The 14,254-nt window shown below is 42.0% G+C and carries 29 protein-coding genes; all 29 read left to right on the forward strand.

The genetic code is table 11. The features are described 5' to 3' along the window. Positions 1–56 precede the first annotated feature (56 nt). The gene (gene rpsJ, locus HMPREF2596_RS09455) at positions 57–368 is read left to right on the forward strand and encodes a 30S ribosomal protein S10 (protein WP_002642322.1); all 312 of its coding nucleotides are present in this window, start codon (positions 57–59) and stop codon (positions 366–368) included. A gap of 249 nt (positions 369–617) precedes the next feature. Further along, positions 618–1,262: a 50S ribosomal protein L3 gene (gene rplC / locus HMPREF2596_RS09460; RefSeq protein WP_003749272.1), complete on the forward strand. Its 645-nt coding sequence runs from the start codon at positions 618–620 to the stop codon at positions 1,260–1,262. Next, positions 1,262–1,882, forward strand: coding sequence for a 50S ribosomal protein L4 (gene rplD, locus HMPREF2596_RS09465; RefSeq protein WP_003684798.1), 621 nt, complete (start codon positions 1,262–1,264; stop codon positions 1,880–1,882). Before rplC ends, rplD begins: the two co-directional genes overlap by 1 nt. Further along, entirely contained in the window at positions 1,879–2,193 is a 315-nt protein-coding gene (gene rplW, locus HMPREF2596_RS09470; RefSeq protein WP_210401082.1) for a 50S ribosomal protein L23, read from the forward strand. Before rplD ends, rplW begins: the two co-directional genes overlap by 4 nt. 5 nt (positions 2,194–2,198) lie before the next feature. Further along, a complete protein-coding gene (gene rplB, locus HMPREF2596_RS09475; RefSeq protein WP_070850871.1) occupies positions 2,199–3,032 on the forward strand; it encodes a 50S ribosomal protein L2 in 834 nt (277 codons plus the stop codon). A 5-nt stretch (positions 3,033–3,037) separates the two neighbouring features. Further along, positions 3,038–3,316, forward strand: a complete 279-nt coding sequence (gene rpsS, locus HMPREF2596_RS09480) for a 30S ribosomal protein S19 (RefSeq protein WP_002215422.1) — start codon at positions 3,038–3,040, stop codon at positions 3,314–3,316. A gap of 8 nt (positions 3,317–3,324) precedes the next feature. Next, a complete protein-coding gene (gene rplV, locus HMPREF2596_RS09485) occupies positions 3,325–3,654 on the forward strand; it encodes a 50S ribosomal protein L22 (protein WP_003749277.1) in 330 nt (109 codons plus the stop codon). Positions 3,655–3,663: 9 nt separating this feature from the next. Then, complete coding sequence (gene rpsC / locus HMPREF2596_RS09490; RefSeq protein ID WP_036493507.1) at positions 3,664–4,356, forward strand: 30S ribosomal protein S3; 693 nt, start codon at positions 3,664–3,666, stop codon at positions 4,354–4,356. Next, complete coding sequence (gene rplP / locus HMPREF2596_RS09495) at positions 4,340–4,756, forward strand: 50S ribosomal protein L16 (RefSeq protein WP_003749279.1); 417 nt, start codon at positions 4,340–4,342, stop codon at positions 4,754–4,756. Before rpsC ends, rplP begins: the two co-directional genes overlap by 17 nt. After that, positions 4,756–4,947, forward strand: a complete 192-nt coding sequence (gene rpmC / locus HMPREF2596_RS09500) for a 50S ribosomal protein L29 (RefSeq protein WP_003684705.1) — start codon at positions 4,756–4,758, stop codon at positions 4,945–4,947. Before rplP ends, rpmC begins: the two co-directional genes overlap by 1 nt. Continuing rightward, positions 4,947–5,210: a 30S ribosomal protein S17 gene (gene rpsQ / locus HMPREF2596_RS09505; protein ID WP_003684766.1), complete on the forward strand. Its 264-nt coding sequence runs from the start codon at positions 4,947–4,949 to the stop codon at positions 5,208–5,210. The genes rpmC and rpsQ overlap by 1 nt, the downstream gene beginning before the upstream one ends. 227 nt (positions 5,211–5,437) lie before the next feature. Further along, entirely contained in the window at positions 5,438–5,806 is a 369-nt protein-coding gene (rplN, locus tag HMPREF2596_RS09510; RefSeq protein WP_002215434.1) for a 50S ribosomal protein L14, read from the forward strand. An 11-nt stretch (positions 5,807–5,817) separates the two neighbouring features. Next, entirely contained in the window at positions 5,818–6,141 is a 324-nt protein-coding gene (gene rplX, locus HMPREF2596_RS09515; protein ID WP_070850872.1) for a 50S ribosomal protein L24, read from the forward strand. 9 nt (positions 6,142–6,150) lie between these two features. Further along, entirely contained in the window at positions 6,151–6,690 is a 540-nt protein-coding gene (gene rplE / locus HMPREF2596_RS09520; protein WP_003759725.1) for a 50S ribosomal protein L5, read from the forward strand. Positions 6,691–6,692: 2 nt separating this feature from the next. Continuing rightward, positions 6,693–6,998, forward strand: coding sequence for a 30S ribosomal protein S14 (gene rpsN, locus HMPREF2596_RS09525; protein ID WP_003684736.1), 306 nt, complete (start codon positions 6,693–6,695; stop codon positions 6,996–6,998). Between the two features lie 14 nt (positions 6,999–7,012). Then, positions 7,013–7,405 carry a 30S ribosomal protein S8 gene (gene rpsH, locus HMPREF2596_RS09530; protein WP_003749283.1) on the forward strand — a complete coding sequence of 131 codons (393 nt, stop codon included), beginning with the start codon at positions 7,013–7,015 and terminating at the stop codon, positions 7,403–7,405. Positions 7,406–7,418: 13 nt separating this feature from the next. Beyond that, on the forward strand, positions 7,419–7,952 hold the full coding sequence (gene rplF, locus HMPREF2596_RS09535) for a 50S ribosomal protein L6 (protein ID WP_070850873.1): 534 nt from the start codon (positions 7,419–7,421) through the stop codon (positions 7,950–7,952). A 13-nt stretch (positions 7,953–7,965) separates the two neighbouring features. Next, positions 7,966–8,319: a 50S ribosomal protein L18 gene (gene rplR, locus HMPREF2596_RS09540; RefSeq protein WP_003684709.1), complete on the forward strand. Its 354-nt coding sequence runs from the start codon at positions 7,966–7,968 to the stop codon at positions 8,317–8,319. 17 nt (positions 8,320–8,336) lie between these two features. Beyond that, positions 8,337–8,855, forward strand: coding sequence for a 30S ribosomal protein S5 (gene rpsE / locus HMPREF2596_RS09545; RefSeq protein ID WP_070850874.1), 519 nt, complete (start codon positions 8,337–8,339; stop codon positions 8,853–8,855). Beyond that, positions 8,848–9,033, forward strand: coding sequence for a 50S ribosomal protein L30 (rpmD, locus tag HMPREF2596_RS09550; RefSeq protein ID WP_003684808.1), 186 nt, complete (start codon positions 8,848–8,850; stop codon positions 9,031–9,033). Before rpsE ends, rpmD begins: the two co-directional genes overlap by 8 nt. A gap of 1 nt (position 9,034) precedes the next feature. Continuing rightward, on the forward strand, positions 9,035–9,469 hold the full coding sequence (gene rplO, locus HMPREF2596_RS09555) for a 50S ribosomal protein L15 (RefSeq protein WP_003749291.1): 435 nt from the start codon (positions 9,035–9,037) through the stop codon (positions 9,467–9,469). A gap of 13 nt (positions 9,470–9,482) precedes the next feature. Next, positions 9,483–10,796, forward strand: a complete 1,314-nt coding sequence (gene secY, locus HMPREF2596_RS09560) for a preprotein translocase subunit SecY (protein WP_049323404.1) — start codon at positions 9,483–9,485, stop codon at positions 10,794–10,796. Between the two features lie 4 nt (positions 10,797–10,800). Then, the gene (infA, locus tag HMPREF2596_RS09565) at positions 10,801–11,019 is read left to right on the forward strand and encodes a translation initiation factor IF-1 (protein WP_003684714.1); all 219 of its coding nucleotides are present in this window, start codon (positions 10,801–10,803) and stop codon (positions 11,017–11,019) included. Positions 11,020–11,037: 18 nt separating this feature from the next. Next, positions 11,038–11,151 carry a 50S ribosomal protein L36 gene (rpmJ, locus tag HMPREF2596_RS11110; protein WP_003697674.1) on the forward strand — a complete coding sequence of 38 codons (114 nt, stop codon included), beginning with the start codon at positions 11,038–11,040 and terminating at the stop codon, positions 11,149–11,151. 67 nt (positions 11,152–11,218) lie between these two features. Continuing rightward, positions 11,219–11,581 carry a 30S ribosomal protein S13 gene (gene rpsM / locus HMPREF2596_RS09570; protein WP_003749295.1) on the forward strand — a complete coding sequence of 121 codons (363 nt, stop codon included), beginning with the start codon at positions 11,219–11,221 and terminating at the stop codon, positions 11,579–11,581. Positions 11,582–11,600: 19 nt separating this feature from the next. Continuing rightward, a complete protein-coding gene (gene rpsK, locus HMPREF2596_RS09575; RefSeq protein WP_002216249.1) occupies positions 11,601–11,996 on the forward strand; it encodes a 30S ribosomal protein S11 in 396 nt (131 codons plus the stop codon). A 19-nt stretch (positions 11,997–12,015) separates the two neighbouring features. Continuing rightward, entirely contained in the window at positions 12,016–12,636 is a 621-nt protein-coding gene (gene rpsD, locus HMPREF2596_RS09580; RefSeq protein WP_003749296.1) for a 30S ribosomal protein S4, read from the forward strand. Positions 12,637–12,661: 25 nt separating this feature from the next. Further along, complete coding sequence (gene rpoA / locus HMPREF2596_RS09585; RefSeq protein ID WP_070850875.1) at positions 12,662–13,648, forward strand: DNA-directed RNA polymerase subunit alpha; 987 nt, start codon at positions 12,662–12,664, stop codon at positions 13,646–13,648. A 24-nt stretch (positions 13,649–13,672) separates the two neighbouring features. Further along, positions 13,673–14,047 carry a 50S ribosomal protein L17 gene (gene rplQ, locus HMPREF2596_RS09590; protein WP_036493502.1) on the forward strand — a complete coding sequence of 125 codons (375 nt, stop codon included), beginning with the start codon at positions 13,673–13,675 and terminating at the stop codon, positions 14,045–14,047. Positions 14,048–14,254 lie beyond the last annotated feature (207 nt).

Here is a 14,254-nt window from a genome sequence, read left to right on the forward strand (position 1 = left end):
ACCGTAGGTGCAGGTGTGGTTTCTTCTATCATTGCTTAATTGAGGGATATTGATAAATGGCAAACCAAAAGATCCGTATCCGCCTGAAAGCTTATGACTACAGTCTGATTGACCGTTCTGCACAAGAAATCGTTGAAACTGCTAAACGCACTGGTGCTGTTGTTAAAGGTCCGATTCCTTTGCCAACTAAAATCGAACGTTTCAACATTTTGCGTTCTCCTCACGTGAACAAAACTTCTCGTGAACAATTGGAAATCCGCACCCACTTGCGTCTGATGGACATTGTGGACTGGACTGATAAAACTACTGATGCACTGATGAAACTGGATCTTCCAGCAGGTGTAGATGTAGAAATTAAAGTTCAATAAGAACTAAAAAACCGAACAGCTTAGCTGTTCGGTTTTTTATAAAATTCTTAGGCCGTCTGAAAATTTCTGATATTTTGTAGTATTCTTCAGAAAAAAAGAGGGGCTTAAGAAGTTAAATTGAAATTTTTGTTGATATTTCTTTGAGTTGTCAATTATAATGGCGGACTTGGTACATCCGTATCAAGTTTAACTTTGTCTGAAAGGCAGGCCAATCGTAGCCCGCCCCTTTACTTAAAAAGGAAAATAATCATGACTTTAGGTCTGGTTGGACGCAAAGTTGGTATGACTCGCGTGTTCGACGAACAGGGTGTTTCTGTTCCGGTAACTGTTTTGGATATGTCTGCCAACCGCGTTACACAAGTAAAATCCAAAGATACTGACGGCTACACTGCTGTACAAGTTACCTTTGGTCAGAAAAAAGCTAATCGTGTCAACAAAGCTGAAGCTGGTCACTTTGCGAAAGCAGGTGTTGAAGCCGGCCGCGGTTTGGTTGAATTTGCTTTGACTGAAGAGAAGCTGGCTGAATTGAAAGCCGGTGATGAAATTACCGTTTCCATGTTTGAAGTTGGTCAATTAGTGGATGTAACCGGTACCTCTAAAGGTAAAGGTTTCTCTGGTACGATCAAACGTCATAACTTCGGTGCTCAACGTACTTCCCACGGTAACTCCCGTTCACACCGTGTTCCTGGTTCTATCGGTATGGCACAAGACCCTGGTCGAGTGTTCCCTGGTAAACGTATGGCAGGTCAATACGGTAACACTAAAGCAACTGTTCAAAAATTGGAAGTTGTACGTGTTGACGCTGAACGCCAACTCTTGTTGGTTAAAGGTGCTGTTCCGGGTTCGGTTAACAGCGACGTCGTGGTTCGTCCTAGCGTGAAAGTAGGTGCGTAATGGAATTGAAAGTAATTGACGCTAAAGGACAAGTATCTGGCAGCTTGGCTGTTTCTGATGCTTTGTTTGCTCGTGAATACAATGAAGCTCTGGTTCACCAACTGGTTACTGCTTATTTGGCAAATGCCCGTTCTGGCAACCGTGCTCAAAAAACTCGTGCCGAAGTAAACCACTCTACTAAAAAACCATGGCGCCAAAAAGGTACCGGTCGTGCTCGTTCCGGTATGACTTCTTCTCCGCTGTGGCGTAAAGGTGGTCGTGCATTCCCAAACAAACCTGACGAAAACTTTACTCAAAAAGTGAACCGTAAAATGTACCGTGCCGGTATGGCGACTATTTTGTCCCAATTGGCTCGTGACGAACGTTTGTTTGCAATCGAAGCATTGACTGCTGAAACTCCTAAAACCAAAGTTTTTGCTGAACAAGTGAAAAACTTGGGTTTGGAGCAAGTTCTGTTTGTAACTAAACAGCTCGACGAGAATGTTTACTTGGCTTCACGCAACTTGCCTAACGTATTGGTTTTGGAAGCCCAACAAGTTGATCCTTACAGCTTGCTGCGTTACAAAAAAGTCGTTATCACTAAAGATGCAGTTGCACAATTAGAGGAGCAATGGGTATGAATCAACAACGTTTGACTCAAGTAATCTTGGCACCTATCGTTTCTGAAAAAAGCAACGTATTGGCTGAAAAACGTAACCAAATGACGTTTAAAGTTTTGGCAAATGCAACTAAACCTGAAATTAAAGCAGCAGTTGAGTTGCTGTTCGGTGTTCAAGTTGCAGACGTTACTACTGTTACCATTAAAGGTAAAATTAAACGTTTTGGTCGCACTTTAGGTCGTCGCAGCGATGTTAAAAAGGCTTACGTAAGCCTGGCTACCGGTCAAGAGTTGGATTTGGAAGCCGCTGTTGCAGCTGCAGATAAGGAATAAACAAAATGGCAATCGTTAAAATGAAGCCGACCTCTGCAGGCCGTCGCGGCATGGTTCGCGTGGTAACAGAAGGTTTGCACAAAGGTGCACCTTATGCACCTCTGCTGGAAAAGAAAAATTCTACTGCCGGTCGTAACAACAATGGTCATATCACTACCCGCCATAAAGGTGGTGGTCATAAACACCATTACCGTGTTGTAGATTTTAAACGTAACAAAGACGGTATCCCTGCAAAAGTAGAGCGTATCGAGTATGACCCTAACCGTACTGCATTTATTGCATTGTTGTGCTATGCAGATGGTGAGCGTCGCTACATCATTGCTCCTCGTGGTATTCAAGCCGGCGCAGTATTGGTTTCCGGTGCTGAAGCTGCTATCAAAATAGGTAACACTCTGCCGATTCGCAATATTCCAGTTGGTACAACTATTCACTGTATCGAAATGAAACCAGGTAAAGGTGCACAAATTGCCCGTTCAGCTGGTGCTTCTGCGGTATTGCTTGCAAAAGAAGGTGCTTACGCTCAAGTTCGTTTGCGTTCTGGTGAAGTGCGCAAAATTAGCGTAAATTGCCGTGCAACTATCGGTGAGGTTGGTAACGAAGAACAAAGCCTGAAAAAAATTGGCAAAGCTGGTGCTAACCGCTGGCGTGGTATTCGTCCGACCGTTCGTGGTGTTGTCATGAACCCTGTCGATCACCCACATGGTGGTGGTGAAGGCCGTACTGGTGAAGCTCGCGAACCGGTTAGCCCATGGGGTACTCCTGCCAAGGGCTACCGCACTCGTAATAACAAACGCACGGATAACATGATTGTTCGTCGTCGTTACTCAAATAAAGGTTAATTAGTATGGCTCGTTCATTAAAAAAAGGCCCATATGTAGACCTGCATTTGCTGAAAAAAGTAGATGCTGCTCGTGCAAGCAACGACAAACGCCCAATTAAAACTTGGTCACGTCGTTCTACCATTTTGCCTGATTTCATTGGTCTGACTATCGCTGTACACAATGGTCGCACTCACGTGCCTGTGTTTATCAGTGACAACATGGTTGGTCATAAATTAGGTGAGTTCTCATTGACCCGTACCTTTAAAGGCCACTTGGCCGATAAAAAGGCTAAAAAGAAATAAGGTGAATCATGAGAGTAAGTGCACAACATAAAAATGCCCGTATTTCAGCTCAAAAGGCTCGCTTGGTAGCTGATTTGATTCGTGGTAAAGACGTTGCCCAAGCTTTGAATATCTTGGCATTCAGCCCTAAAAAAGGTGCTGAGCTGATTAAAAAAGTATTGGAATCAGCAATCGCCAATGCCGAGCACAACAATGGTGCTGACATTGACGAACTGAAAGTGGTAACTATCTTTGTTGACAAAGGCCCAAGCTTGAAACGTTTCCAAGCTCGTGCCAAAGGTCGCGGTAACCGCATCGAGAAACAAACTTGTCATATTAATGTGACAGTGGGCAACTAAGGAAAAGCTATGGGACAAAAGATTAACCCTACAGGCTTTCGCCTGGCGGTAACTAAAGACTGGGCTTCAAAATGGTTTGCTAAAAGCACCGACTTTTCAACTGTTTTGAAACAAGATATTGATGTTCGTAATTACTTGCGCAAAAAATTGGCAAATGCTTCAGTTGGTCGCGTAGTAATCGAACGTCCTGCTAAATCTGCACGTATCACTATCCACTCTGCTCGTCCAGGTGTGGTTATTGGTAAAAAAGGTGAGGATATCGAAATCTTGAAACGTGACTTGCAAGCTCTGATGGGTGTGCCAGTTCATGTAAATATTGAAGAGATTCGCCGTCCTGAGTTGGATGCGCAAATTATTGCTGATGGTATTGCTCAGCAACTTGAAAAACGCGTCCAATTCCGTCGTGCAATGAAACGTGCAATGCAAAATGCAATGCGTTCTGGTGCCAAAGGCATCAAGATCATGACTTCAGGCCGTCTGAATGGTGCAGATATCGCTCGTAGCGAATGGTACCGTGAAGGTCGTGTGCCTTTGCATACTTTGCGTGCGAATGTAGATTATGCAACTAGCGAAGCACACACTACTTATGGTGTACTGGGTCTGAAAGTTTGGGTTTATACAGAAGGTAATATTAAATCTGCTAAACCTGAGCATGAGAAGAAACAAAGAAAGGCAGGTGGACGTAATGCTGCAGCCAACTAGACTGAAATATCGCAAGCAACAAAAAGGTCGTAACACCGGTATTGCTACTCGCGGTAACAAAGTAAGTTTCGGTGAGTTCGGTTTGAAAGCCGTAGGCCGTGGTCGTTTGACTGCCCGCCAAATCGAAGCTGCTCGTCGTACTATGACTCGTCATATCAAACGTGGCGGTCGCATTTGGATTCGTGTATTCCCTGATAAACCAATTACTGAGAAACCTATCCAAGTTCGTATGGGTGGCGGTAAAGGTAATGTGGAATATTACATTGCTGAAATTAAACCAGGCAAAGTATTGTACGAAATGGACGGTGTTCCTGAGTCTTTGGCTCGTGAAGCATTTGAATTGGCCGCTGCCAAATTGCCTATTCCTACAACCTTTGTGGTAAGACAGGTGGGTCAATAATGAAAGCAAATGAATTGAAAGACAAATCTATTGAGCAATTAAACTCTGATTTGTTGGACTTGTTGAAAGCTCAGTTTGGCTTGCGCATGCAAAATGCAACCGGTCAGTTGGGTAAATCTAGCGAGTTGAAACGTGTACGTCGCGATATTGCTCGTATTAAAACCATTTTAACTGAAAAAGGTGCTAAGTAATGAGCGAAGCTAAAAATGTTCGTACTTTGCAAGGCAAAGTGGTAAGCGACAAAATGGACAAAACTGTTACAGTATTGGTTGAGCGTAAAGTTAAACACCCTCTGTACGGTAAAATTATTCGTTTATCAACTAAAATCCATGCTCATGATGAAAACAATCAATATGGCATTGGTGATGTAGTGGTAATCGAGGAATCTCGTCCTTTGTCAAAAACCAAGTCTTGGGTTGTCAAAGAATTGGTTGAGAAAGCACGTACTGTTTGATTTAAAATACAGTAATGCAGCTTAATAAGAAACGAAGTCTTGCAGCAAAATTAATTTGCGTGTAAACTTCGTTTCTTATCTTCCAGCTTCTTATGGAAGTTTCTCTCCCTTCGGGATCCAAGACTGGTTTACTAGAACCGTGATGGTTTCATTTAATAAGCAGCTTAAAGTAAGATGCGAGTTATATGAAAGTGGTAAATTAAGTTGGTTAATTTAAAGGTACTAATATGATTCAAATGCAGACCATCTTAGATGTGGCTGATAACTCTGGTGCGCGTCGCGTGATGTGTATCAAGGTATTGGGCGGATCTAAGCGTCGCTACGCTTCTGTTGGCGATATTATTAAAGTTGCAGTTAAAGATGCAGCCCCACGTGGTCGTGTCAAAAAAGGTGATGTATACAATGCAGTAGTTGTTCGTACTGCTAAGGGTGTGCGTCGTCCTGATGGTGCGCTAATTAAATTTGATAACAACGCCGCTGTGTTATTAAATAATAAACTTGAACCTCTGGGTACTCGTATTTTTGGCCCGGTAACCCGTGAATTGCGTACTGAGCGATTTATGAAAATCGTTTCATTGGCGCCTGAAGTATTATAAGGAATAGCGCGATGAATAAAATCATTAAAGGCGATCAGGTTGTAGTGATTGCCGGTAAAGATAAAGGTAAGCAAGGTCAAGTAGTTCGAGTGTTGGGTGATAAAGTTGTGGTTGAGGGTGTGAATGTTGTAAAACGCCATCAAAAACCTAATCCAATGCGTGGTATTGAGGGTGGCATTGTTACTAAAGAAATGCCTTTGGATATTTCTAATATTGCAATCCTGAATCCGGAAACTAACAAAGCAGACCGTGTTGGTATTAAGCTGATTGAAAATGAAGGCAAAGTTAAACGCGTTCGTTTCTTCAAATCAAATGGCTCTATCATTGGAGCATAAGGAGATAACATGGCTCGTTTGAGAGAGTTTTATAAAGATACAGTTGTTCCTGAATTGATTAAACAATTTGGCTACAAATCAGTAATGGAAGTTCCACGTATTGAGAAAATTACCTTGAATATGGGTGTGGGTGAAGCTGTTGCTGATAAAAAAGTTATGGAGCACGCTGTTTCTGATTTAGAGAAAATTGCTGGTCAAAAACCAGTTGTTACTGTTGCCCGTAAATCTATCGCAGGTTTTAAAATCCGTGATAACTATCCAGTTGGTTGCAAAGTAACATTGCGTCGTGATCAAATGTTTGAATTCTTAGATCGTTTGATTACTATTGCATTGCCTCGCGTGCGTGACTTCCGTGGTGTAAGCGGTAAATCATTTGATGGTCGTGGCAATTACAATATGGGCGTTCGTGAGCAAATTATTTTCCCGGAAATTGAATACGATAAGATTGATGCTTTGCGTGGTTTGAATATTACTATTACAACTACTGCAAAAACTGATGAAGAAGCGAAAGCTTTGTTGTCACTGTTCAAGTTTCCGTTTAAAGGATAATCATGGCTAAGAAAGCACTTATTAATCGTGAGCTGAAACGTCAAGCATTGGCTAAAAAGTTTGCAGCTAAACGTGAGGCAATTTTCGCTGTTATTAATGATGCTAATGCGACTGAAGAAGAACGCTTTGAAGCACGTTTGAAATTTCAATCCATTCCTCGTAATGCAGCACCTGTACGTCAACGTCGTCGTTGTGCTTTAACAGGTCGTCCTCGTGGCACTTTCCGTAAATTTGGTTTGGGTCGTATTAAAATCCGTGAAATCGCTATGCGTGGCGAGATTCCTGGTGTTGTTAAAGCTAGCTGGTAATAGGAGTATAAATAATGAGTATGCATGATCCTATTTCCGATATGTTGACTCGTATTCGCAATGCGCAACGTGCTAATAAAGCAACTGTTGCCATGCCTTCTTCAAAATTGAAATGTGCAATTGCAAAAGTTCTGAAAGATGAAGGCTATATCGAGGATTTTACGGTTTCTGCTGATGCAAAACCGGTATTGGAAATTCAATTGAAATACTATGCAGGTCGCCCTGTGATTGAGCAAATTAAACGTGTTTCACGTCCTGGTTTGCGTATTTACAAAGCATCAAGCGAGATCCCTAGCGTAATGAATGGCTTGGGTGTTGCTATTGTTAGTACTTCTAAAGGTGTGATGACTGATCGCAAAGCCCGTTCTGAGGGTGTTGGTGGTGAGTTGTTGTGCATCGTAGCCTAGTGGAGAAATGTAAATGTCACGCGTCGCAAAAAACCCAGTGACTGTTCCTGCTGGTGTAGAAGTAAAATTCGGAACAGATGCATTGGTAATCAAAGGTAAACATGGCGAATTGTCCTTTCCTTTGCATTCCGATGTTGCTATTGAACTGAACGATGGTAAATTGACTTTTGCTGCAAAAAATGACAGTAAACAGGCTAATGCTATGTCTGGTACTGCTCGTGCATTGGTTAATAACATGGTTAAGGGTGTTTCTGAAGGTTTTGAGAAAAAACTTCAATTGATTGGTGTGGGTTATCGTGCCCAAGCGCAAGGCAAAGTTTTGAACTTATCTTTGGGTTTCTCTCATCCAATCGTATATGAAATGCCTGAAGGTATTTCTGTTCAAACTCCTAGCCAAACAGAAATTGTTTTGACTGGTGCAGATAAACAAGTGGTTGGCCAAGTCGCTGCTGAAATTCGTGCATTCCGTTCTCCTGAGCCTTATAAAGGCAAAGGTGTTCGTTATGTAGGTGAAGTAGTAGTGATGAAAGAAGCCAAGAAAAAATAATTGAGGTTCACTAATGGATAAACATACAACCCGACTCCGTCGTGCACGCAAAACCCGTGCGCGTATTGCGGACTTGAAAATGGTAAGATTATGTGTGTTCCGCAGCAATAATCATATTTATGCTCAAGTAATTAGTGCTGAAGGTGATAAAGTATTGGCTCAAGCCTCTACACTGGAAGCTGAAGTACGTAGTAGCCTGAAATCAGGTAGCAACGTTGAAGCAGCAGCTGTAGTTGGTAAGCGTATTGCTGAAAAAGCTAAAGCAGCAGGTGTTGAAAAAGTTGCTTTTGACCGTTCAGGTTTCCAATATCACGGTCGTGTGAAAGCTTTGGCTGAAGCTGCACGTGAAAATGGTTTAAGCTTCTAATATTTGGAGACTTTCAGATGGCAAAACATGAAATTGAAGAACGCGGTGACGGCCTGATTGAAAAGATGGTCGCAGTTAATCGCGTGACTAAAGTAGTTAAAGGTGGCCGTATCATGGCTTTCTCTGCACTGACTGTTGTTGGTGATGGTGATGGTCGCATCGGTATGGGTAAGGGTAAATCAAAAGAAGTGCCAGTTGCTGTTCAAAAAGCAATGGATCAAGCACGCCGCTCTATGATTAAAGTACCTTTGAAAAATGGTACTATTCATCATGAAGTTATTGGTCGTCATGGCGCTACTAAAGTATTTATGCAACCTGCTAAAGAAGGTAGCGGTGTAAAAGCTGGTGGTCCAATGCGTTTAGTATTTGATGCTATGGGTATCCATAATATCTCGGCTAAAGTGCATGGTTCTACTAACCCGTACAATATTGTACGTGCTACATTAGACGGTTTGTCTAAACTGTATACCCCTGCTGATATTGCCGCTAAACGTGGTTTGACAGTAGAAGATATTTTGGGAGTTAACCATGACTGAGCAAAAAAAGATTAAAGTTACATTGGTTAAGAGCCTGATCGGTACAATTGAATCTCATCGTGCTTGTGCTCGTGGTTTAGGTTTGCGTCGCCGTGAGCATACAGTAGAGGTTTTGGATACCCCTGAAAACCGTGGTATGATCAATAAAATCAGCTACTTGTTGAAAGTGGAGTCTTAATATGTTTTTGAATACTATTCAACCTGCTGAGGGTGCTACTCACGCTAGTCGTCGTGTAGGCCGTGGTATTGGTAGTGGCCTGGGTAAAACAGGTGGTCGTGGCCATAAAGGTCAAAAAAGCCGTGCTGGCGGTTTCCACAAGGTAGGTTTTGAAGGTGGTCAAATGCCTTTGCAACGTCGCCTGCCTAAGCGTGGTTTCAAATCTTTGACTGCTGCCGCTAATGCTGAAGTTCGTTTGAGTGAGTTGAATCTGATTGCTGTAAACGAAATTGATGTTTTGGTTCTTAAACAAGCTGGTCTGATTCCTGCGACTGCTTCTAATGTAAAAGTTATTGCTTCTGGTGAAATTTCAAAAGCGGTTACCTTGAAAGGTGTAAAAGCTACTAAAGGTGCTAAAGCTGCAATTGAAGCTGCTGGTGGCAAAGTAGAAGAATAAGGCTTGCACTATAGTGGCTAATCAACAATCTTTATCAGGATTATCCAAATTTGGAGATCTGAAAAAACGTCTAGTGTTTCTATTAGGAGCTTTAGTCGTTTTCCGTATTGGTGCTCATATACCGGTACCGGGCGTAGATGCTGTTGCATTAGCTAAGTTATACGAAGGCGCTGCAAACGGCATATTCGGAATGTTAAATATGTTCTCGGGTGGTTCGTTGGAGCGCTTTAGTATATTTGCAATTGGTATCATGCCTTATATTTCATCGTCGATTATTGTTCAGCTTGCTTCAGAGATCATTCCTTCTTTAAAAGCTTTAAAAAAGGAAGGTGAAGCTGGTCGGAAAATAATTACGAAATATACTAGGTATGGGACGGTATTATTGGCTGTATTACAAAGCTTTGGTGTTGCAACATTTGTTTATCAGCAAGGAGTTGTTGTAACAAGTTCGCTTGAGTTTCATATTTCTACAGTAGTCTGTTTGGTTACAGGTACGATGTTTTTGATGTGGTTGGGGGAGCAGATTACCGAACGTGGTATCGGTAATGGTATTTCCTTAATTATTACAGCAGGTATTGTATCGGGTATTCCATCTGGTATTGTTCGGTTGTTGACTTTGACTGAACAAGGCTCTATGAGTATGTTAATGGCAGTATCCATTGTTATTGGTATTTTGCTGTTGATCTATGCTGTAGTATATTTTGAAAGTGCTCAGCGTAAGGTTCCTGTGCATTATGCTAAAAGGCAATTTGGCTCTGGAATGATGCCAGGACAAAGCATTCATATGCCGTTCAAGCTAAATATGGCCGGTGTTATTCCTCCTATTTTTGCTTCCAGTATTATTCTCTTTCCATCTACTCTTTTAGGTTGGTTTGGTTCAAATAGTACGAATTCTATTCTTCACAAGGTTGCTGCAATGCTGCAACATGGGCAGCCTTTGTATATTGTATTATTTGCAACAACTATTATCTTCTTCTGCTATTTCTATACTGCTTTAGTATTTAGCCCTAAAGAAATGGCTGAGAATTTGAAGAAAAGTGGTGCATTTGTACCTGGTATTCGCCCAGGTGAGCAAACTTCTAGATATTTGGAAAAAGTTGTACTGAGACTGACATTATTTGGTGCTTTGTATATCACTACAATCTGTCTGATACCTGAATTTTTAACGACAGCATTGAATGTGCCTTTCTATTTAGGCGGAACGTCTTTGCTTATCTTGGTTGTCGTTACAATGGATTTTAGGACGCAAATCAATTCCTACGTAATGAGTAGTCAGTATGAAGATTTGATGAGTCGTCCAGATATGAAATCTTTATCACGTAAGTAGGCTTATGGCTAAAGAAGATACCATACAGATGCAGGGTGAAATCCTTGAGACTTTGCCCAATGCAACGTTTAAAGTAAAACTGGAAAATGATCATGTAGTACTTGGTCATATCTCTGGAAAAATGCGAATGCACTATATCCGTATTTCTCCAGGTGATAAGGTAACAGTTGAACTAACTCCTTATGATTTAACCCGTGCTCGGATTGTTTTCCGGGCAAGATAAACGATAAAAGGAAATAAAATGCGTGTACAACCTTCTGTAAAGAAAATTTGTCGCAATTGCAAGATTATTCGTCGTAATCGTGTAGTTCGCGTAATTTGTACTGACCCACGTCACAAACAACGTCAAGGCTAAGAAGTTAGTTTTCTTAACTCTTGATTTTGTGGTATAGTGACATACTTTGCCCTAAAAAGGAAAAAATATGGCTCGTATTGCAGGGGTAAATATCCCTAATAATGCCCATATCGTAATTGGTCTTCAGGCTATTTATGGTATTGGTGCGACTCGTGCTAAATTGATTTGTGAGGCAGCAAATATTGCTCCTACTACTAAAGCAAAAGATTTGGACGAGGCTCAATTAGACGCTTTGCGTGAGCAAGTTGCTAAATATGAAGTTGAAGGTGATTTGCGTCGTGAAGTAACGATGAGCATTAAACGACTGATGGATATGGGTTGCTATCGTGGCTTCCGTCATCGTCGTGGCTTGCCTTGTCGTGGTCAACGCACTCGCACAAATGCCCGTACCCGTAAAGGTCCGCGCAAAGCGATTGCCGGTAAGAAATAAATTTTAAGGAATTTGATTAATGGCTAAAGCAAACACAGCTTCGCGTGTACGTAAAAAAGTACGTAAAACCGTAAGCGAAGGTATTGTGCACGTTCATGCATCTTTCAACAATACCATCATTACAATCACTGACCGTCAAGGCAATGCATTGTCTTGGGCTACCTCTGGCGGCGCTGGTTTTAAAGGTTCTCGTAAAAGTACACCATTTGCAGCACAAGTTGCAGCAGAAGCAGCTGGTAAAGTTGCCCAAGAGTATGGCGTTAAAAATTTAGAAGTCCGCATTAAAGGCCCTGGCCCTGGTCGCGAATCTTCTGTACGTGCTTTAAACGCTCTTGGTTTCAAGATTACCAGCATTACTGACGTTACCCCGTTGCCTCATAACGGTTGCCGTCCGCCTAAAAAACGTCGTATTTAATATTGGAGTGATTTAAAACATGGCACGTTATATTGGCCCTAAATGTAAATTAGCACGTCGCGAAGGTACGGATCTGTTTTTGAAGAGTGCACGTCGCTCTTTAGATTCAAAATGTAAAATGGATTCTGCACCTGGTCAGCATGGTGCGAAAAAACCACGTTTGTCAGACTACGGTTTGCAATTGCGTGAAAAACAAAAAATCCGTCGTATTTATGGCGTGTTAGAACGCCAATTCCGTCGTTACTTTGCGGAAGCTGATCGTCGTAAAGGTTCTACCGGTGAATTGCTGTTGCAATTGCTGGAGTCCCGTTTGGACAATGTCGTTTATCGTATGGGTTTTGGCTCTACCCGCGCTGAAGCACGTCAATTGGTTTCTCATAAAGCTATCGTTGTAAACGGTCAGGTTGTTAATATCCCTTCTTTCCAAGTTAAAGCAGGCGATGTTGTAGCTGTTCGTGAAAAAGCTAAGAAACAAGTACGTATCCAAGAGGCATTGAGCTTGGCTACTCAAATTGGCTTGCCAAGCTGGGTATCTGTTGATGCCGACAAATTGGAAGGTGTATTCAAAAATATGCCGGATCGCTCAGAATTGTCTGGCGATATTAATGAACAGCTGGTGGTAGAGTTCTACTCTAAATAATGCTAGCTCAATGAGGGACAGTTAAATGCAAAATAGCACAACCGAATTTTTGAAACCTCGTCAAATCGATGTAGATACCTTGTCTTCTACTCGAGCTAAGGTGTCTATGCAGCCATTTGAGCGTGGTTTTGGTCATACTTTAGGTAATGCTTTGCGTCGTATCTTACTGTCATCCATGAATGGCTTTGCCCCAACTGAAGTAGTTATTTCTGGCGTATTGCACGAATACTCTACTATTGATGGTGTTCAAGAGGATGTTGTTGACGTTCTCTTGAACATTAAAGGTATCGTATTTAAGCTTCACGGTCGTAATCAAGTTCAGTTGACTTTGAAAAAAGCAGGTGCCGGTGCTGTTGTAGCTGGTGATATTGATTTGCCACATGATGTGGAAATCATCAATCCTGAACATGTTATTTGCCACTTGTCCGACAATGGTCAAATCGACATGGAAATTAAAGTAGAGCAAGGTCGTGGTTATCAATCTATTTCAGGTCGTCGCGTCTTGCGTGATGAGAATAAACAGATTGGTGCGATTCAGTTGGATGCGAGCTTTTCGCCCATCAGTCGTGTTAGCTTTGAAGTTGAACCTGCACGCGTAGAGCAACGCACGGATTTGGATAAATTGGTTTTGGATATTGAAACCAATGGTTCTATTGATCCAGAAGAAGCTGTACGTAGTGCCGCACGTATCTTAATTGACCAAATGTCTATTTTTGCAGATTTGCAAGGTACTCCGGTTGAAGAGGTTGAAGAAAAAGCGCCTCCTATCGATCCTATCTTACTGCGTCCTGTAGATGATTTGGAATTAACCGTACGTTCAGCTAATTGTCTGAAAGCTGAAGATATTTACTATATTGGCGATTTGATTCAACGTACTGAAACCGAGCTTCTCAAGACCCCTAATTTGGGTCGTAAATCTTTGAATGAGATCAAAGAAGTGTTGGCCTCTAAAGGTCTGACATTAGGTTCCAAATTAGAAGCTTGGCCGCCTGTAGGCTTAGAAAAGCCGTAAGTTTGAAGATTAAAGGATAATGACATGCGTCATCGTAATGGCAACCGCAAATTAAACCGTACTAGCAGCCACCGCGCTGCGATGCTGCGCAATATGGCGAATTCCTTGTTGACTCACGAAACCATCGTGACAACTTTGCCGAAAGCAAAAGAATTGCGCCGCGTAGTTGAACCCTTGATTACTTTGGGTAAAAAACCATCTTTGGCAAACCGTCGTTTGGCTTTTAACCGCACTCGCGATCGTGATGTTGTAGTTAAATTGTTTGACGAATTGGGTCCACGCTTTGCTGCTCGTAACGGCGGCTATGTTCGTGTACTGAAATACGGTTTCCGTAAAGGTGACAATGCTCCTTTGGCATTGGTTGAATTGGTTGATAAAGCAGCTGATTCTGCTGAATAAGCAAATTGATATGAAAGCACTACCTGTTTAGGTAGTGCTTTTTTCATTTAGGAAGTCTCTATTTTATTTTGCAACGCTACAATTTTATTGTTTCATTCAATGGGGTGAATATAGTTGTAGCTCCCTTTCTCATTTCGCAGTGCTACAATGCGGCCGCCAAGACAGACGTCGAATTAAGAGTTGTAGCTCCCTTTCTCATTTCGCAGT

Source organism: Neisseria sp. HMSC078C12, assembly GCF_001838065.1.
GTDB lineage: Bacteria > Pseudomonadota > Gammaproteobacteria > Burkholderiales > Neisseriaceae > Neisseria.